Origin of the sequence: Chryseobacterium sp. RLHN22, from assembly GCF_051011795.1 — a bacterium.
GTDB classification, from domain to species: Bacteria; Bacteroidota; Bacteroidia; order Flavobacteriales; family Weeksellaceae; genus Chryseobacterium; species Chryseobacterium zhengzhouense.
Genome location: NZ_JBPCHW010000003.1, coordinates 163,634 through 183,657, shown reverse-complemented (window position 1 = coordinate 183,657; position 20,024 = coordinate 163,634). Strand labels below are relative to the sequence as shown.

Annotated in this window: 18 protein-coding genes; 14 read left to right on the top strand and 4 right to left on the bottom strand. The window is 35.2% G+C overall.

Annotation, left to right across the window (positions count from 1 at the left end; all coding sequences use genetic code 11):
* The first annotated feature begins 1 nt into the window (after position 1).
* Positions 2-2,137 carry a hypothetical protein gene (locus tag ACR1PN_RS04620; RefSeq protein WP_433979068.1) on the top strand — a complete coding sequence of 712 codons (2,136 nt, stop codon included), beginning with the start codon at positions 2-4 and terminating at the stop codon, positions 2,135-2,137.
* A 49-nt stretch (positions 2,138-2,186) separates the two neighbouring features.
* Here the strand turns inward: ACR1PN_RS04620 and ACR1PN_RS04615 are convergent, their stop codons facing one another.
* The 4 genes from ACR1PN_RS04615 to ACR1PN_RS04600 form a co-directional block, all read right to left on the bottom strand.
* Positions 2,187-2,783: a DUF4126 domain-containing protein gene (locus ACR1PN_RS04615; RefSeq protein ID WP_433979067.1), complete on the bottom strand. Its 597-nt coding sequence runs from the start codon at positions 2,781-2,783 to the stop codon at positions 2,187-2,189.
* A gap of 188 nt (positions 2,784-2,971) precedes the next feature.
* Complete coding sequence (gene rnpA / locus ACR1PN_RS04610) at positions 2,972-3,352, bottom strand: ribonuclease P protein component (RefSeq protein WP_378179353.1); 381 nt, start codon at positions 3,350-3,352, stop codon at positions 2,972-2,974.
* Positions 3,352-4,077: a tRNA threonylcarbamoyladenosine dehydratase gene (locus ACR1PN_RS04605; RefSeq protein WP_433979066.1), complete on the bottom strand. Its 726-nt coding sequence runs from the start codon at positions 4,075-4,077 to the stop codon at positions 3,352-3,354. Before ACR1PN_RS04605 ends, rnpA begins: the two co-directional genes overlap by 1 nt.
* Positions 4,070-4,696 carry a TatD family hydrolase gene (locus tag ACR1PN_RS04600; RefSeq protein ID WP_433979160.1) on the bottom strand — a complete coding sequence of 209 codons (627 nt, stop codon included), beginning with the start codon at positions 4,694-4,696 and terminating at the stop codon, positions 4,070-4,072. The genes ACR1PN_RS04605 and ACR1PN_RS04600 overlap by 8 nt, the downstream gene beginning before the upstream one ends.
* Before the next feature lie 93 nt (positions 4,697-4,789).
* Between ACR1PN_RS04600 and ACR1PN_RS04595 the strand changes: the two genes are divergently transcribed.
* From ACR1PN_RS04595 to ACR1PN_RS04535, 13 genes are all read left to right on the top strand, one after another.
* Positions 4,790-5,419: a TetR/AcrR family transcriptional regulator gene (locus ACR1PN_RS04595; RefSeq protein ID WP_378179795.1), complete on the top strand. Its 630-nt coding sequence runs from the start codon at positions 4,790-4,792 to the stop codon at positions 5,417-5,419.
* Between the two features lie 97 nt (positions 5,420-5,516).
* Positions 5,517-6,512, top strand: coding sequence for an outer membrane protein assembly factor BamD (locus ACR1PN_RS04590; RefSeq protein WP_433979065.1), 996 nt, complete (start codon positions 5,517-5,519; stop codon positions 6,510-6,512).
* Positions 6,513-6,554: 42 nt separating this feature from the next.
* Positions 6,555-6,878, top strand: coding sequence for a DNA-directed RNA polymerase subunit omega (locus tag ACR1PN_RS04585; protein WP_034677637.1), 324 nt, complete (start codon positions 6,555-6,557; stop codon positions 6,876-6,878).
* A 123-nt stretch (positions 6,879-7,001) separates the two neighbouring features.
* Positions 7,002-8,204: a bifunctional phosphopantothenoylcysteine decarboxylase/phosphopantothenate--cysteine ligase CoaBC gene (gene coaBC, locus ACR1PN_RS04580; RefSeq protein ID WP_433979064.1), complete on the top strand. Its 1,203-nt coding sequence runs from the start codon at positions 7,002-7,004 to the stop codon at positions 8,202-8,204.
* Between the two features lie 37 nt (positions 8,205-8,241).
* Positions 8,242-9,141: a DUF4835 family protein gene (locus ACR1PN_RS04575; RefSeq protein ID WP_433979063.1), complete on the top strand. Its 900-nt coding sequence runs from the start codon at positions 8,242-8,244 to the stop codon at positions 9,139-9,141.
* 73 nt (positions 9,142-9,214) lie between these two features.
* Positions 9,215-10,864, top strand: coding sequence for a DNA repair protein RecN (locus ACR1PN_RS04570; RefSeq protein WP_433979062.1), 1,650 nt, complete (start codon positions 9,215-9,217; stop codon positions 10,862-10,864).
* A gap of 53 nt (positions 10,865-10,917) precedes the next feature.
* Entirely contained in the window at positions 10,918-11,505 is a 588-nt protein-coding gene (locus tag ACR1PN_RS04565; protein WP_433979061.1) for a hypothetical protein, read from the top strand.
* 147 nt (positions 11,506-11,652) lie between these two features.
* Positions 11,653-13,698, top strand: a complete 2,046-nt coding sequence (locus ACR1PN_RS04560) for a prolyl oligopeptidase family serine peptidase (protein ID WP_433979159.1) — start codon at positions 11,653-11,655, stop codon at positions 13,696-13,698.
* Between the two features lie 257 nt (positions 13,699-13,955).
* Positions 13,956-16,073, top strand: coding sequence for a methylmalonyl-CoA mutase (scpA, locus tag ACR1PN_RS04555; RefSeq protein ID WP_433979060.1), 2,118 nt, complete (start codon positions 13,956-13,958; stop codon positions 16,071-16,073).
* A 68-nt stretch (positions 16,074-16,141) separates the two neighbouring features.
* Positions 16,142-16,642 (top strand): hypothetical protein, encoded by a 501-nt coding sequence (locus ACR1PN_RS04550; protein WP_433979059.1) that lies wholly within the window; start codon positions 16,142-16,144, stop codon positions 16,640-16,642.
* A gap of 589 nt (positions 16,643-17,231) precedes the next feature.
* The gene (locus ACR1PN_RS04545) at positions 17,232-17,966 is read left to right on the top strand and encodes a hypothetical protein (protein ID WP_433979058.1); all 735 of its coding nucleotides are present in this window, start codon (positions 17,232-17,234) and stop codon (positions 17,964-17,966) included.
* A gap of 31 nt (positions 17,967-17,997) precedes the next feature.
* Positions 17,998-18,486 carry a hypothetical protein gene (locus ACR1PN_RS04540; protein WP_433979057.1) on the top strand — a complete coding sequence of 163 codons (489 nt, stop codon included), beginning with the start codon at positions 17,998-18,000 and terminating at the stop codon, positions 18,484-18,486.
* An 11-nt stretch (positions 18,487-18,497) separates the two neighbouring features.
* Positions 18,498-19,889, top strand: coding sequence for an RtcB family protein (locus ACR1PN_RS04535; RefSeq protein WP_433979056.1), 1,392 nt, complete (start codon positions 18,498-18,500; stop codon positions 19,887-19,889).
* Positions 19,890-20,024: the final 135 nt, after the last annotated feature.

Below are 20,024 nucleotides of genomic sequence, written 5' to 3'. Positions count from 1 at the left end.
TATGGTGAATACTAGAGTTTTAGAATTATTAAAAAATCCGAAAAATATACAGTCAGAAGATCTTAGTCTTTTGAAACAGGAAATTAATTCTTTCCCTTATATTCAGAACATCCGTGCTTTGCATTTGTACGGAGTTCATCTTTTTGATAAAGAAAATTATCAAAAAGAACTATCTACAACAGCTGCTTATACTACAGATAAAAAGATTCTGTATCAGTTAATCAATGGGAAAATCCAACAGGTAAAAGTTGATAAGACTGTAGAAGACACTCCAATAACTGAAACAATTGAAGAACTTCCAACTTCAGAAATTAAAGAAGTGACTCCAAAACATGATTATGAAGCCGTTTCTGAATCTCTGATTACGCCAAAGCCTGAAATTAAGCCTGTTTTCGTGAATGGAGAACGCAACCGTATTTTATTTGAAGGTGAGGAAAATTTTCTTAATGAAATTAATAATGAAACGATCGATCTTGAAGCTACTTTAGAATCGGGGATAATTGTTACTCAAAAGACGGCTACGGAAGAAGAGACTATTGCTGAATCCGGTATTGAAGAAAAATCTTTACCTGAATTTGCTGCCTCACCATCAGAAACAATGATTAACGAAGATAAAATTGATTCTGAAAAAGTTGAGGATAAGATTACCGATGAATCTGAGGTGAGCTTTATTAAAATTGAATCTTTTAAAACTGATCCAGAACAATTTGGAGAAAATTTGGCTCAGGAAAAAAACGTTCCGGAAATTGTTTCGGCAAAAGATACTTCGGAGACTTTAAATAGTGAAACGGTTATCAACGAAAACCAAATTAATTCTGAAAAAGTTGAGGAAAAGATTGATAATGATTCTGAGTTAAGCTTTATTGAAATAAAGTCTTTTAAACCTGAAACTGTTGTTTTAGAGGAAGGAAAAGTAATAGAATCGTTAGAACCAGAAAAAGCGATTGAGGTTTTAAATCCAGAAACGATCATTGACGAAGGCAAGATAAATTCTGAAAACGTTGCTGAAAAAGTGAATAATGAGTCAGAGTTAAGCTTTCATGGAACCGATTCTTTCCTGCCTGAAGTTAAAATTGAAGCTAATAAGTCTGAAAAAGAAACCGTTTCTGAGGTCCCAAAATCTAATATCAATAAACATGAAGACGAAATGCGGCGCCTGATTGAAGAGGTTGAGAAAAAGATGAATGCCCAGAAGAAAGAAGATGAGGAAAAAGCTCAGATTCAGGACGAAGAGATCATTGGTGGAGATATAAGTTTTGCAGAAACTCAGGCATTTCATATCGGTGAAGAGCAAAAAGCGGCTGAAGATGTGGTTGTGAAAATTGCAGAATCAATTGTGGAAGAAAAATTAGAGCAGGAGAAAGCCGAAATAACGGAAAGTAAAGCCGAAGAAACGCTCATCTCAGAAACAGAAATTGTTTCAACCTGGAAGCCGATGAATTTTGAATCTTATATACCGGATTCTTTCAGCCGAAAAGCAGAAATTCAATCTGAGCCTGCTGAGAAGTCGGAAAGTGTTGAAGACATCAGAGAAGAAGTTGCTTTGGGAGAAAAAAGCCCGGAGATTATTGTTGAGGAAACTTCTGAAGAGCTTATAGATATAGTTGAAGATATAGAATCTGAAAACCCAGATTCTACAAAAGATGATGAAGTTCCTGTAATGAACGTTTCTTTCTTCGGAAATGATATTTCAAGCTTATCTATCAACAAAGAGGAAAAGAATGAAGAAAAACAGGCTACTGAAAAAGTTCCGGAAATAAATGTTAAGACAGTTAATAATACTTTAGACAGTAATGTTCCCGGTTTTATCAATACATGGCAAAACTGGCTGAAGATCGACAGAACGGAAGAAGTTGAAAAAGTGAAAGCTGAAATTAAGAACAAAGCTATCGAATCTTTTATCGAAAACAATCCTAAAATCAGCCAGCTGAAAGATGAGGTCAATTTCGTTGTAAAAGAAAAGACAGACGATATCTCGCATTTGATGACCGAAACACTGGCAAATCTTTATATTGAGCAGAAATTATATACTAAAGCAATGAATGCATTTCAGATTCTGGCACATAAGCATCCTGATCGAAAAGATTATTTCGAAGGTAAAATTCAGGAAATTAAGGACAATCGCGGGAAAAATTAAAATAAAATATAACGGCTGACTTTTGTTGGCCGTTTTTTATGTTATATTATTAAACGCTTTTTGTTTTTTTAAGCTTCCGGTAAGCTTTCTTCCCTAAAATTATTATAACAATTAAAGTAATGATTGTGAGAACGACAGCGATAACGGGAGCAATCATCGCTAAAACAGCCATAATTCCTGAGCCTGCTGTTTCCGTGGTGCCTACAACAGAGTTTCCTAATCCGCCCGTTGTTGCTGTAGATGCAGCCCGGATTCCTGCAAAGCCTGTACTGATGGTCGCAGCAGTGCCTCCTCCTGCAATTAAAGCCAATCCCCATTGCGGAAATGTTCCCAAATCTGCAAACTGACTTGCGAAAAGAATCGAGCCGGCAATGGTTGCCAGCGGAACCGAAATGGTATCTAAAAAATTATCAATTACCGGAACATAATAGGCTAAAATTTCTGCTAAAGTGGCAATTCCTGTGGTAATTAATGCAGGAAGACCAGAAAGCCATTCGAAACTTTCATGCGTGGGAATCCAGTGAAAATAAGAAGCTAAACTTACGGCAAACATCGGCAGAAAAACTCTGAAACCTGTTGCAGCAGCAAGTCCGATCCCGATAAATGCGCTCAGAATATACGGAAGATAAGGAATTTGATCTGACATAATCATCAATTGTTGTTTAAAGCTACAAAAAATATAAATACATCAGAATCAATTTTTTTAAATATAATTTTGATGAGGTTCGGCTCCTTCGGAGCCGAATCTTTGTAGAAAGATGATAACCAAAGAAAATTGCGCTCCGGAGGAGCGCAACAATTATTGATAACAAAAATCGATTGACAATCGATATATTATGTTTTTTTTTGAGTTTGCAATTGACATAATTTAATAAACTGCTCCTCAACATCCTGAAATTTCTCAGGAAGTTCATTCGAAACCCAAAACAACATAGCCATTGTTTTTTCACCAAAACTTTCTCTGAAAAGTTCTTTATTCAAACGATAACATTCTCTCAGAAGCCTTTTCACACGGTTTCTGTAAACAGCTTTTTTAAAATATCTCTTAGAAACAGACACGCCGATTTTTGCATTTTCATTCTGCAGATCGGGATGATTTTTAAGGATAATGATTCGCAGGTTTCCATACGTTTTCCACTTACCTTTAGCAAAAAGTAAGTCGATCTCTGCTTTTTTCTTTAGTTTTTCCTTTTTTGGATATTTAAAATCAGACATTAATCCTTTTTCACTAAGTAATTGATAACTTCTGCAGCAGCATATAAACCAAAAATCGCCGGAATAAAACTGATTGTTCCGTAAAAAGACCTTTTGTAATTGGTTCCGTCGGTCATTTTGAGGCTGTCGTCTTTTTGCAGTTCATCAGAGAACACGCATTTAAATCCTTTGTTTATTTTTTCTTTTCTCAGTCTTTTTCTCACCTGCTTGGCAAGATAGCAGTTTTGTGTTTTGCTGATGTCTTTTACCATCACTTTACTTGGGTCGGTTTTTCCTCCTGCTCCCATTGAACTGATGATTTTTATTTTTCTTTTCTTAGCTGCTTTTATCAGGCAAAGTTTTGGCGTTACACTGTCAATACAATCAAGAACATAATCAAACTGTCCTGAGTCTAAAACTTCATCCATTCTTTCGGGATTCAGAAACTCATTGATTTTGATAAGATTCAATTTGGGATTAATATCTAAAAGCCTTTCAGCAACCACTTCTACTTTATGTTTTCCCACAGTGGAATGCAATGCCGGAAGCTGTCTGTTAACATTGGTAATATCTACCGTGTCACCGTCAACAATCGTCATATTTCCGATCCCGGCTCTTGCCAGAAATTCTGCTGCAAAAGAACCGACTCCACCCAATCCTACGATGAGAATAGTTGCTCTGTTCAATTTTTCCAAACCTTCTTCTTTGATGAGAAGTTCCGTTCTTTCCAACCAGTATTTATCCATTTTTTATTGTCTGTAAATTTTCTAAAATTTGTTCGTTCAGTTGATTTAAAGAAATTTGCTTTAATTCTGAAACTTTTTGGTATAATTCTCCGATATTAAAATCTTCATTATCAGTTTCAAGAAACATTCTGTTTAAAGGAATGGTCTTTAAAACATTCTGCAAAGATAGATTATACAAAACGGCTTTTCCAAAACTCAAATAAAAATTATTTTTCAGCAAATCATCGGCAATACTTTGCTTTTTATTGAATCCATGAATGATCATCGGTTGTTCCGAGTGTTTTTTTAACGAAATCACCTCATAAAACTTTCTTACACAATGGATTACCATTGGTTTCTTCACTTCATTTGCTATTTTTATTTGCTTTAAAAAAACTTCTTCCTGAGTTTTTTGATCTATTTCCACAAAAGAATCCAGTCCACATTCACCGATAGCAAAACAAGTTTCTTTAATGTTTGATTTTAACCAATTTAATTGGTCATCAATGTTCTTTGGTTGAATGTCTTTCGGGTGGATCCCAATAGAATATAAATAATTTGGCGGAATTTTTTCATAATCTAAATTATAAATTCCGTTCGCTTTATTTTCTTTATGATGATGAAAATCAAAAAATGTCATGTTCAAAAATACTATAATTAAGACAGATTAAAAATTATTAAACGTTCGTTTATGGATCAGTTAAAATTTCTTAACTTTACTAAAAACGTAACTATGGGGAAAAAGTTTTCTGAGAAACAAATTCACATTCTTGATATTGCAGAAGAACTTATCGCTAAAAAAGGATATGAAGGGACTTCGGTAAGAGATATCTGTACAAAAGCCAATATCAATGTGGCGATGATTTCTTATTATTTTGGTTCAAAGGAGAAAATGATGTCGTACCTTTATCAGTATCGTGTGCTGAAAACGAGAGAAAACTTTTCTCAGTTTGCAGACACCATCAAAGACGGAAGACCGGAAATGCAGATGAAAGAAATGATCAAATATATTGTCGGTCAGCTTTTCAGATATAACTATTTCCATGGTTTTGTAACGCAGGAACTTCGTCATACCGAAAATCTTAAAGATGAACTGCTTGATTTTTACCAGTTGTTTGTAAGAAAACTCGATGAAGTCATTAAAAAGGGAGTGACTTCGGGAGTTTTTACATTTACACCTAAGCCTGAAGATATTCTGACAACAATTATCGGTTCAACATTATTTGTCATTAGAAATAGAAATTTTTACGAATTATATGTTCCTCATAAGGACGAAGAATCTTATGCGAAAGAAGCCGAAAAAAAGGTGAAAATGAATCTTTTAATGAATGTTTTTGCTGTTTTGGGATATGCAGCAGACTAATTTTACGTTAAATAATCATAAAAAAAAATCTTTTAGCAAAAAAGTTATATTTTTGCAAATTAATAGGTCGGTAAACCCGATAACTGTTATTTTTTATATGAAAAAATATATTTTAGGTATTTTCGCTATTGCTGTGCTTGCTTCTTGCAAAAGTCAGCAGGAAAAAGCATTGAGAAGTGCAGACAAGAATTTTATCCTTAAAACGGCAAACGAAAATTTTGCTAAAAAGAAATGGAAGAATGCTTTGGCACTTTATGACAGGCTTCCGAATCTTGTTGCTGGAACAGATGATGCACCGAATGTGGTTTTCAATTCAGCGTATGCCAATTTTTATGATAAAAACTATAGACTTGCAGGAAATCAGTTTAAAAATTTCTCTGTGAGTTTTCCTCAGGATAGCAGAAAAGAAGAAGCGGCTTATATGTCTGCATTATGCTACTATAATGGGTCTATGGATTATAATTTAGATCAGTCGAGCACAGAGTTGGCCATCAACGAGCTTCAGGAATTTTTAAATAACTATCCGAATTCTGAAAGATCAAAAAACATCAATACGATGATTGATGAGCTTTCCTACAAGCTTGAATTCAAAGCTTATGAGAATGCCAAGCAATATTTCAAAATGGCAGATTATAAAGCTACAACGGTTGCTTTCGAAAATGTTTTAGACGATTTTCCAAGTACGAAGCTTCGTCCGAAAATCTACGATTATATGATGAAAGCACGTTATCTTTTAGCTCAGAACTCTGTTTATGATTTAAAAGAAGAGCGTATTGAAAGTGCTTTGGCATTTACAAGACAGGTTGAAAAAGAACTTCCTGATACGGAATATTCTGAAACAGCTCTGGATCTGAGACAAAAACTTGAAAAAGAAAAGAAAGATTTTGCTGTTGTGAAAAAACAAACAGAAGAGAGAATTGCTGTTCTTACAGCAAAGCAGAAGAAAATTGCTGATAAAATGGCACAGCAAAATAAAACAGAACAGCAGATGAAGGATCAGATTGATCTTGAAAAGCAGGCGAACCAAATGAGAAGAGACAGTGCAGTGCTACAAACTCCTCCTCCTGCAGCGACTTTCAAAATTCAAAGATAATTCGTAAATTTGCCACCTTATAAATAAATTAATTTTCTCAAAATGAGCGTAAAAGATACAAAAGCAGAAGTAAATACGATTACTTACGATAAAGATAAGATTGAAGACAAAGTAGGCTCAATCTATGAAGCTATTGTCATCATGGGGAAAAGAGCAGAACAGATCAACGCAGAAATTCGTACTGAATTACACAATAAGTTAGACGAATTTGCGGTTCACAACTCTACTTTGGAAGAGGTTTTTGAAAACAGAGAGCAGATCGAAATTTCAAAGCACTACGAAAAACTTCCGAAACCAACATCTATCGCTATCCAGGAATGGTTGGAAGATGAGGTTTACTTCAGAAAGACTGAAGACAGAAAATAAATAAAATTTATTTTTATAAAACTTAAAAATCATAGGAGATTGGTTTCTTCTATGATTTTGTCGTTTATATATGAAGATTATTTTAGGAAAAAATAAGTAAATTAGTGCTTTAAAAAAATCTACATGAGTATTTCGGGGAAAAAGATTCTCATTGCCGTATCAGGTGGAATAGCTGCCTATAAAATTCATTTTCTTATTCGGGATTTTGTGAAAAAAGGAGCCGAAGTTCAGGTCATAATGTCACCCGATGCGGAGCATTTTGTGACGAAGCTGAGTTTATCCACACTTTCAAAAAATCCGGTTTACACAGAATTTTACAGCGATAACGGAACATGGAACAGTCATGTGGAATTGGCTCTTTGGGCAGATGTAATGATCGTTGCGCCTTGTACGGCCAATACTTTAGCCAAGATGATTCACGGGATTTGTGATAATCTTTTGATTGCAACGTATATGTCGGCAAAATGTCCCGTTTTTATTGCTCCTGCAATGGATTTAGACATGTACCAGCATCCTTCCACAAAAAATAATTTAAAACTTGCAGAAGAATTTGGTCATACTGTAATTCCTGCTGAAAGCGGCGAATTGGCGAGTGGTTTGATTGGGCAGGGAAGGATGGCAGAACCTGAAACAATTGTTAAAACTATCGAAGAGTTTTTTAATTCGAATCAGAAAAAATCGTTGGAAGGAAAAACCATTTTAATTACAGCTGGACCTACTTATGAAGCCATTGATCCTGTTCGTTTTATCGGGAATCATTCTTCAGGAAAAATGGGTTTTTCATTGGCTGAAGAAGCTGCGAGAAGAGGAGCGAAAGTAATTCTCATTTCCGGACCGACTTCTTTGAAATCTTCCAATCCTAATATCGATTTGCATAGAGTAACCTCAGCAAAAGAAATGCTCAATAAGGTTTTTGAATATTACGAAACAATTGACATCGGAATTGCGAGTGCGGCCGTTGCAGATTATGCTCCGAAAGTTGTAGCTTCAGAAAAAATTAAAAAAAATGAAGATACTTTTTCGATTGAGTTAATCAAAAATCCGGATATTCTTAAAACAATGGGTGAGAAAAAAACGCATCAGTTTTTGGTGGGTTTTGCCCTTGAAACTCAGAACGAAGAAGAAAATGCGAAAGGAAAGCTTGTCAAGAAAAATTTAGATATGATCGTTTTAAATTCGCTTCGAGACGAAGGTGCAGGCTTTAAAAACGACACCAATAAAATAAAAATATTTACCAAAACAGAAAAACTGGAATTTGACCTGAAATCAAAGGAAAATGTTGCAAAAGATATTCTTGATTGTATTGAAACTCAGATTTTAAAATAAATGTTATAAATTTCCGTTTTCAATTTTTAATTAGCTAATGAAAAAAATTATCATACTCTTTTTTCTGATTGTATTCAATTTTGGATTTTCTCAGGAGCTTCTTGCTACGGTTCAGGTCAATTCACAGCAACTTGGCGGAAGTAATACCCAGGCTTTTAAAGCGTTGGAAAAAAGTCTGCGGGATTTCATCAACAATACAAGCTGGACAGGTAAAAAACTCCAGAATTTTGAAAAAATAAAATCAAATTTTGCCATCGTTCTTACAGAAAGAGATGGAAACCGATATAAAGGAACCATTGTTGTTCAGGCGGTTCGCCCGGTTTTCAGCAGTTCGTACGAGTCACCTCTTTTAAATATTCAGGATACCAGATTCGGGTTTGAATATGCTGAAAATGAAAATCTTGTTTTCAATGAGAGACAGTTTTCTGGTAAGAATTTAATAGATGTCATCAGCTTTTATGTGTATCTGATTTTGGGATATGATGCAGATAGTTTTCAGTCGATGGGCGGAACTCAGTGGTTTTCAAAAGCGCAACAGATTGCACAGAATGCTCAAAACAGAGGCTACGACGGATGGAATCAGATTAACGAACCAAGGAGTCGTTCGATTTTAATTGGGGAAATTCTTAATCCAAACATGAGTCAGTTGCGTTCTACGATTTATACATATCACAGAGCCGGTTTGGATGGATTGTTTAATCAGGACCAAACACAATCGAAGAAAATCATTTTTGATGCTTTGATGCAGCTTAAAACATATGAAAACTCTTTCCAGCAGAATTATTTCTTCAATCTTTTTATGGATAGTAAAGCTGATGAGATATTCAATATTTTCAATTCAGGAAATAATGGTTCGGTAAACATCGGAACTTTGAAACAGCAAATGATCGTTTTCTCACCAAAGAACACAGAATCTAAGTGGAATAAATGGAAGTAAAAGGTATAATAATTGAATTCTGATTTCTAAATTTTATATTTGCAGCAACAAAACGTAATCTGCTTACAAATCTATGCTTTCAAGAATTTATATTAAAAATTTTGCCTTAATTGATGCACTCGAAGTGTCTCTGAAAAACGGTTTACAGGTCATCACTGGTGAAACAGGTGCCGGTAAATCGATTATTTTAGGTGCGCTTCGATTAATTTTAGGCGAAAGAGCAGATATTAAATCAATTTCCAAAGCCGAAGAAAAAAGTATTGTCGAAACAGAATTTGAGCTTAATAATCAGTTTAAAAAATTCTTTATAGAAAACGATCTCGACTACGAACATCAGACGATCATCAGACGGGAAATTTTGCCTTCAGGAAAATCTAGAGCATTTATCAATGATGTTCCGGTAACTTTGGACGTGCTTAAGGAATTGACTTCTCAGTTGATTGATATTCATTCTCAGTTCGAAACGTCTAATCTTTTTACTGCTGAATATCAGTTTAAAATAATCGATGGACTTTCAGAGAATAAGAAACTGATCGAAGATTATCAACAGGATTTTTTTGAATATCAGACGTTAAAAACTCAACTTAAAAAATTTCAGACTCAGCTTTCAGAAAATACGAAAGAAAGTGATTACAAGCAATTTCTTCTGAGCGAACTTGAAGAATTGAAAATGGATGATGTAAATTATGAAGATTTGCAAAACCAGCTTTCTGTACAGGAAAACGCAGGAATGATTTCTGAAAATCTGTCTCAGATTTTGTCAAGATTTCATCAGGAAGAAATAGGGATTCTTTCTTTTTTTAATGAAGCAAAATCTAAACTTTCTAAGATTGCTGAAGTTTCTACAAGCTTTTCTGAGCTTAACGATAGATTGGAAACTTCTTTTGTAGAAATTAAAGATATCATTTCTGAATTAGAAGATGAGTCTGAGAAAATTGAAATTAACCCTGAAAATTTAGTGCAGCTTTTAGAATTTAATAATAAAGTCAACAGTCTTTTTTTGAAGCATAATGTTGCGAATATTGAAGCTTTAAAAGAAATCAGGGACCAACTTTCAGGCGAACAAAAAGGAACTGCCGAAATTGAGGCTTACATTAAAGAAATTCTTGAAAATATTTCATCTAAAGAAAGATCTCTTGAGTCTCTAAGTCAGAAACTTTCAAAAAACAGAAAGAAAAGCATTCCTGTTTTCATTAAAAAAGCAGAAGATTTGCTTAAAAAATTAGGTCTGGAAAAAGCAAAAGTTGATATTGAAATCAAAGATTCTTCGGAATACAATCAGTTTGGAAAAGAAAATATTCAGCTTTTATTTCAGGCAAATTCAGGATTTCCTCTGAAGCCAATTCAAACTGCCATTTCTGGTGGAGAAAGATCCCGTGTAATGCTTGCTGTGAAAAAAATTATTGCAGAAAGTGATGAACTTCCAACTTTGATTTTAGATGAAATTGATACTGGAGTTTCAGGAAAAGTTGCCGAAGAAATAGGTAATCTTATGCGTGAAATGTCTGAAGATATGCAGCTAATTGTTATTTCTCATTTAGCACAGGTTGCTGCCAAAGGAAATGATAATTATAAGGTTGTAAAACAGGATATAGCAGGAAAAACGCAGTCAACCATCATTCCGCTCAATGACGAAGAAAAACTGAATGAAATTGCACAGCTTCTTTCCGGAAGTAAAATTACTGAAGCGGCTTTGACGCAGGCGAAGGAATTGATCGGGTGATTTTTACACGTGAGTTTTAAGGATGAATTTTTATATTTATTAACTAAAAGGATATGAATTGGAGATTTATTTTCATCGTAATATTTTTTAATTTTTCGTCAAATTCTTTTTCTCAAAGAAGTAATAAAGACAAGCCAGTTGGTGTAGCACAAAAAACTTATAATCCAAATACTCCTTTCATCTATAAGAAAGGATTTAAAAATTACAATGTTTTTACCAAGAAGATTATTAAAAAAAATAATGATACTACCGAACTAAATGAACTTAAATTTAATGCAGTACTTTCTGCAATGTATACTAAACAAGTAATGTACGAGAGATTTGGAAAATGGTCTAAAGAAGTAAGGCCAAATATCGATGAATCTCATCCAATATTAGTTTGGGAAAAGGTGAAACTATTTGAGGGTGAAGATAAACAATACTCTGTATATGCAAACGGTGATGAAAATTGGAATGAAATCTATGCAAGCGTTCTGGTTTTTGATGAAAATAATAATGATTGCCTAAGTACATCTTATTCAAATAAAGAAAAAATCATAGAGTATTTTTCAAATGGTATTCAGAGCTTAAGTAATGGTAAAGACTTTTATAAAGTATATTGGCAATCAGTCAATAGTTATAATCCAAAAAAAATTAAATAAACATTAATCTATAAAAGCTTCTATATACAGAAGCTTTTTTTATTCCCACAACTTTTCTTACTTTTGAGAAAATCCTTCAAAATGAATTTTAAACCGATTTTATTAACTGCCGGCGTTTTGTTTTCGGCTAATTTTTTTGCTCAGAAAATGACCTATCCTAAAGCGATAAAAGGAAATCAAACCGATACCTATTTCGGAACTGCTGTTGCAGATCCATACAGAGATTTAGAAAATGATTCTGAACCTACCAAAAAATGGGTGGATGAGGAAGTTGCTTTCAGCCAAAGATATTTATCTCAGATTCCTTACAGACAGGATATTGTAAAGCAATTAACCGACATCTGGAATTACGAAAAGATTGGCGCACCTTTCAAAGAAGGAGATTATACGTATTATTACAAAAATAACGGTTTGCAGGCGCAATCTGTTTTGTACAGAACCCATAATAAGACAAAAACAACTGAAGTATTTTTAGATCCAAACAAATTTTCTGAAAAAGGAACGACTTCACTTTCAAGTTTGTCTTTCAACAAAAAAGGAAATTTGGCAGCCTACTCAATTTCCGAAGGCGGAAGTGACTGGAATAAAATTATCATCATCGATGCGGTAACTAAAAAACAAATTGATGAAACTTTAGTTGACGTAAAATTCAGCGGAATTGCTTGGCAAGGCGATGAAGGTTTCTATTATTCTAGCTACGACAAACCGAAAGAAGGAACTGTACTTTCCGGAATGACAGACAAACACAAAGTTTACTATCATAAATTAGGAACAAAACAGTCTGCCGATCAATTAATTTTTGGAGGTGAAGAAACTCCGAGAAGATATTTGGGAGCGTATCTTTCTGAGGACGAGAGATATTTGATTATTTCTGCAGCTAATGCTACCAACGGAAATGAAGTTTTTATTAAAGATTTAAAGAAAGGTGGCGATTTCGTTCAGATCAACAGTGGTTTTGATATCAACGCAAGTATTGTTGATACGGATGGTGACAATCTTTACATCTTTACCGATAAAGATGCTCCGAATATGCGTTTGGTAAAAACAACCATTCAAAATCCGGCTCCTGAAACCTGGAAAGACGTTATTCCTGAAACAGAAAATGTGTTGGGAATTTCCGGTGGCGGAGGTTATTTCTTCGCAACCTATATGATTGATGCAATTGATCAGGTAAAACAGTTCGACAAAAACGGAAAACTGATCAGAGAAATTTCTCTTCCAGGAAAAGGAAATGTCGGAGGTTTCGGAGGTAAAAAATCGGAGAAGGAATTGTATTATTCTTTCAGTAACTATATAACGCCGGGAACAACTTATAAATTCAATGCTGATTCCGGAAAATCTGAAATTTATCAGAAGCCTAAAGTGAAATTTAATCCTGAAGATTATGTTTCAGAGCAGGTATTTTACACATCGAAAGACGGAACAAAAATTCCGATGATGATTAATTATAAAAAAGGAATTAAACTCGACGGTAAAAATCCAACGATGCTCTACTCTTACGGAGGTTTCAATATCAGCTTACAGCCATCTTTCTCAGTAGTCAATGCAATTTGGATGGAAAATGGCGGGATTTACGCAGTTCCAAACATCCGTGGTGGTGGTGAATACGGTAAAAAATGGCACGATGCAGGAACAAAAATGCAAAAGAAAAATGTATTTGAAGATTTCATTGCAGCCGGAGAATATTTGCAGTCTAAAGGGCATACTTCAAAGGAATATATGGCACTTTCAGGAAGGTCGAATGGCGGATTGTTGGTCGGTGCGACGATGACGATGCGTCCTGATTTAGCAAAAGTGGCTTTCCCGGGAGTTGGTGTTTTAGATATGTTGAGATACAACAAATTCACAGCAGGAGCAGGTTGGTCTTACGATTACGGAACTGCGGAAGACAATAAAGAAATGTTTGAGTATTTAAAATCTTATTCACCTGTACATAATGTGAAACCAGGAACTTGTTATCCTTCAACGATGATTATAACGAGTGATCATGATGACCGAGTAGTTCCGGCACATTCTTTCAAGTTCGGAGCAGAATTACAGGAAAAACAGAAATGTGCAAACCCAATTTTGGTAAGAATCGAGAAAAATGCAGGTCACGGAGCAGGAAGAGCAACAGATCAGGTGATCAGTGAAAATGCAGATTTGATTTCTTTTGCTTTGTATGAAATGGGAATTAAAAAATTGAATAAATAATCTAACCTTATTAGGTTTAAAGCTTTAAAAGCGGGATTGTAAATTACAGTCTCGCTTTTTATTTAAAACATTAGTATTGCTGAGTGAAATCGTAGATTCGACGAAGTCAAACGCCTTTGCGAACTTAAAAATATGTGTAGAGTATTCAAATAAATCTTAGAGGACTTTGCGTTTAAATATTCTCCGTTTCCAATTGAAAATCAACCACAAACCATTATTCTAAAAATGCTTACTTTTAAAATCTTAAATCCGAAGAAATGAGAAGGGAAATAAAGAACAAAGCTCCTCAATTTAATATAACTGAAAATCAGCAGGAAATCTATCAATTCGAGAAAGACGGACTTGAACTGAAATCAAAATATACAGCAGAAGATGTAAAAGATAAAAGCATCGCAGACAGTTCTCCGGGCATTGCACCGTATTTGAGAGGCCCTTACTCGACGATGTATGTTCAAAAGCCCTGGACGATTCGCCAGTATGCAGGTTTTTCTACGGCGGAAGAATCGAATGCTTTTTACAGGAGAAATTTGGCGGCTGGACAAAAAGGACTTTCTGTAGCCTTCGATTTGGCGACTCACAGAGGTTATGATTCCGATCACTCAAGAGTTGTAGGTGACGTTGGAAAAGCAGGCGTTGCAATTGACTCGGTGGAGGATATGAAAATTTTGTTCAATGAAATTCCTTTGGATGAAATTTCAGTTTCCATGACGATGAATGGAGCGGTTTTGCCGATTCTTTCTTTTTACATTGTTGCTGCGGAAGAGCAGGGCGTTTCTCAGGATAAGCTTTCAGGAACCATTCAGAATGATATTTTGAAAGAATTTATGGTGCGTAATACCTATATTTATCCACCGACTCCTTCTATGAAAATCATTGCCGATATTTTTGAATATACATCGAGAAATATTCCGAAATTCAATTCGATTTCCATTTCAGGATATCATATGCAGGAAGCGGGAGCAACTCCGGTTTTGGAAATGGCTTATACACTTGCAGACGGATTAGAATATGTAAGAACCGGAATCAAAGCAGGTATGAATGTTGACGATTTTGCTCCGAGATTATCCTTCTTTTGGGCCATCGGAATGAATCATTTCATGGAAATTGCAAAAATGCGTGCTGCAAGATATATTTGGGCGACTTTATTGAAACAATTTAATCCTCAGAATCCAAAATCTTTAGCTTTAAGAACGCATTCTCAAACTTCAGGCTGGTCTTTAACGGAACAGGAACCTTTTAATAATATTACAAGAACTGCCATTGAAGCATTGTCTTCTGCTTTAGGCGGAACTCAGTCTCTTCACACGAATGCTTTGGATGAAGCCATTGCACTCCCAACAGACTATTCGGCGAAAATTGCAAGAAATACACAGATTATCCTTCAACAGGAAAGTGGAATTTGCGATGTTGTAGATCCGATGGGTGGAAGTAATCTGGTTGAATCTCTCACTCAGCAAATGATTGAAGAAGCGATGAAATATATTGATGAGGTGGAAAAAGAAGGCGGAATGACAAAAGCCATTGAAGCCGGAATTCCAAAAATGAGAATTGAAGAAGCTGCAGCCAGAAAACAGGCTAAAATCGACAGCAGTGAAGAATTCATCATTGGGGTAAATTCTTTTAAATCGGCTTTAGAACAGACCCCGATCGAAATTTTAGATATTGATAATACGGAAGTTCGCAGAAAGCAAATCGAAAGATTAGATTCAATAAAGGCAAGTCGTAATGCTGAAGCTGTTGAAGATATTTTAAATCAGATTAGAGAATCTGCAAAAACAGGAAACGGAAATCTTTTGGCATTGTGTATCGAAGCGGCTCGAAGAAGAGTGACTTTAGGTGAAATGAGTGATGCGATGGAAGAAAGTTTCGGCCGTTACAAAGCCAATATCAGAACCATACAGGGAGTTTATGCTATGAATGCAAATAAAAACGAATACTTCGGAAAAGCGCTTGAACTGACTCAGAAATTCGAAAAAGAAGAAGGCCGTCGTCCAAGATTGATGGTCGCTAAAATGGGCCAGGATGGTCATGACCGTGGTGCAAAAGTTGTAGCAACAGCATTTGCAGATATGGGATTTGACGTCGATGTTGCGCCATTGTTCCAGACTCCGGAAGAAGTGGCAAAACAGGCCGTTGAAAATGATATTCACATTTTGGGAGTCTCATCATTGGCTGCTGGTCACAAAACTTTAGTTCCGCAGGTCGTTGAAGAATTGAAAAAACTCGGAGCAGATGATATCACGATTGTTGTTGGTGGCGTAATTCCACAGCAGGATTATGAATTTTTATATGCAAACGGCGCTGATTTTATCTTCGGTCCCGGAACCAATCTTCCGAAATGCGCCGTAGATATTCTGAACCGGTTTTTAAATTAAAATGTGATTAGAATCTAATAAGTTGCACGACGTTTGTACTGTAGACCATAACCTAAAAACAAAATATTATGGCTTATACAGTAATTTCAGTGTTTCCTACAACTGTAGATACAGCGGAAATAAAATCAGAATTAAGAAACAGTGGTTTCGATGAAACAGATATTATCGTCTCTACTTCGAAGTTTGATGACCTTTCATCAGAAACAAATTATCAGGAAGATGAGAAAACACAAAGCTTTTGGAATCATATTTTTGTGAATGATAATGAGCTTTTAAGAGCTTACAGTAAGGAAAGTGTAGGAAAGATCAATCTTGTGGTTTATGCTTCAACAATTATAGAAGCACAGAAGGCAAAGAAGATACTTGATCAGTACGGTGCTTTGAAAATTTACAATAAACCTTCTTTTAGCGAAGAAAAATCCGATACGGCTGGTTTACCAGAAGATGTTTATAACGGTATTATCGCAAAAGCAAAGCATGATGTTTATTTCTTAGACCGTGAGAGAACATACAGCTCAAACAGCAAAGGAATGGAAGATACGATGGACGGTTTAGGCTCAAAAGATTAAACTAAAAGTTTAAATATAAATGTCTGAGAATTTTTTCTCAGACGTTTTTTTTGAAAAAAAACATTTCAAATTGAAAAAAAATTATATATTTGCATCTGAAAATCAAGTTTAACCATTAAAAAACAACGAAGCAATGTTCAAATTTAATCTACATTCAACAGTAGGATTGCCTTTTGCAAAGGCGAGGCTTCGTGGTTTGGTATACGCTTAGAATAATAGTACAACGAAATATCAAAACCCGGAGTCGTAAGATTTTCGGGTTTTTTATTGCGCAATATTTCAAACTCACATCAAGTTTCCCCCAAATCTTTTTTATAAAATTTTTGGAATCTTTTCGAATAAAGTTTTTTAGGAGCTTTATCCCGCTTTCCGCTGTATCTTTTTTATTACGGCCTCCGCTCCGCTGCGGCCGCAACAAAAAAGGATGTCGCTGCAATCGGGGCTAGGAAAAGATCCCGCTTAAATAACCTCATAGGTTTCAAAAACCTATGAGGTTTGAATACAATCAACTATAATTTTAGTTGACAAATATTTAATGTGACGTATAGAAATCTAATTTCCATATTTCACCTCTAATTTCTAAAATTTAATGGAGAAAGATAACCTTCAGTTTTCCAGATTAAGAAGTCTGAGAAGCAGAAAAAGAATAATAAAAAAAGATGTAGAAAAGCAGATCAGAAAAAAGTATAAACGGAGTAGAGAACTTTGGAAATTAAGAAGGAATATCCCACTAGTTCCTTTGGAGAAACCTTATCAGAAAGGATTTGTAAGATTTTTTGTTGTGAGAGATGATGTGCAACGCTCAAAAGATGGAAATTTCTTTGAAGAACTTTTAAAGAAAATCAACACAGAAATGTATTCCGAAACCCGAAAATTTTTGAAAAAGAAAAGAAAATCCGGACGAAGAATTTATGTAGAGAAAGAACAAAAAATAGCGAATGTTTATCCGTGGGAATGGAACAATCCAAAGTTCGGACTAACGGAAAGAGAAAGACAGTACTTTATAAAAAAAGAAGATTATTGCCCAATCAGAAAATCAGTTAAAGAATACTACGAATTTATTGAACCTTGGAGATTTGTATTAAGAGTAAAGCCCAATATCATTACACATTACAAGCCTTTAGATTCAGACTTAGAAAGAGAATATGATAGATTAGAATCCTATTTAAATCAAGACAAAGTCACTGGAATTATTTGTAAAAACATATATGGTAAATCCGATAAATGGAGAGATAAATACAAACGTGATCCGCTGAACAACAGAAAATACTTTCATTACAAAAGGTCTGCAACAGAGATTGCAGAAATGTTAATAGATAAATAACAATTTTCAAATACCAATTAAAATTGTAGAAATGACCTGGAAAGTTGTAGAACGTAAAATAGGAAAAGCAGGAAATATAAAACAGCAGCAGAAACGCCAACAGGAATGGAACCGAAAATATGGTGAAAACTGGCAGATCGGATATTTTATTGATCATGAATTTGTCACACAGGAAGATGCTTTGGAAACGATTTATTACAAAAGTTACGAAGAGCATTTTGCCGACTATCCCAAAGATTTGGAAGAACTGATCCAGACGGCAAAAACGCTGAGAAATCCACATTCGGAAATAACAGGAGGTGCTGATTTGCAAGTTCCTGCAATTTATAAATATTTAAAAAATAAAAATCTTGAGTTACAAGGTAATGAGGTGGTAGATATAGGAACCTATGGATCCAGATCTCATAAACTGAGCGTAAGACTTAGTCCGCTTACCATTAAAGTAACCGGAAATCCCAACATGACATTAGAAAAATTCTGGCAGGATAAAAAATGCCTTGTTGTCTGGGAAGATCATTAAAAACAAAAACAATGGGAAATTTAAAACTTAAAGGAAAAGATATATTAAAAATAGGCTATCCAAACAATCAGAGTGTAAACATCGCTTTGGAAGTCATGAAAAGAAATTTTGCAACGAAAAATATTCATCATGTAAAATCTCTTTTAAAGGAAATTCTGCAAAATCCGCAACAATTCGAAAATGATTTAACCTTTGGACAAATCGCAGAAGCTTTACTTTTATCGAAGAAAACCGAAAAAAGAATGCTTATGATAAACCGAGCGACTTTCAATATTTTCGGAAACAATATTTCGGATGAAGCAAAAAACCAGCTGTATACCGCTTTGAAACTTCCAATTTCAACGCAAGGAGCTTTAATGCCCGATGCACACAGCGGTTACGGACTTCCGATCGGTGGAGTTCTCGCAGTAGAAAATGCCGTGATTCCTTATGGAGTCGGCATGGATATCGGTTGTAGAATGTCGCTTAGTATTTTGGATACCCCTATTTCATATCTTGACGGAGCGAGAGATAAATACGAAAAAGCTCTTGCAGAACATACCAAATTCGGAATGTACGAAACACATAAATCTCACGTCGATCATGCAATTTTCGACAGAGATACGTTTGATTTAATTCCAATTTTAAGAAGATTAAAAGGAAAAGCCATTAAACAAATGGGAAGTTCCGGCGGCGGAAATCACTTTGTAGAATTCGGAGAGGTGGAAATCACCGAAGAAGACGAACAAATTGGGCTTCCAAAAGGGAAATACCTCGGAATTCTTTCACACAGCGGTTCGCGTGGGTTGGGTGCGGAAATCGCCCAGTATTATTCGAGAGTGGCGGCAGAACAATGTCCACTACCAAAAGAAGCACAACAATTTGCCTGGCTGGATTTGAGTACGCATTTGGGTTTAGAATATTGGACGGCCATGAATTTGGCAGGAGATTACGCTTCAGCTTGTCACGATGATATTCACAGAAGATTGGTGAAAGCGGTCGGAGGAAGAGTGAAAGCCAGAATTGAAAATCATCACAATTTCGCCTGGAAAGAAATTCACAACGGAAAAGAAGTAATTGTTCACAGAAAAGGAGCAACTCCCGCGAATGAAAATGAATTGGGAATGATTCCTGGTTCAATGACAGCAAAAGGTTTCATCGTTCGCGGAAAAGGAAATCCTGATTCGTTGAATTCGGCTTCTCACGGTGCAGGAAGAGCACATTCAAGAGGAGAATGCAGAAGTTTGTTCACTCAAAATGACATCAAAAAAGAATTAAAACTCAAAAATGTCACGTTGATAGGCGGAAATACCGAAGAAGCACCAATGGCATACAAAGACATCAACGATGTGATGAACGCTCAAACTGAATTGGTGGATATTCTGGGAACTTTTCAACCGAGAATTGTGAGAATGGATCGATAAATGGTTGATGGGTTTTAGTTGGTTGATGGATTTTAACTGGCTTCAAATCTAACAGGTTTTCAAAACCTGTTAGATTTAATAAAACTATCATTCTGAAAGTAGCAAAGCAAAGTGAAGAATCGCATTAATAAGAAA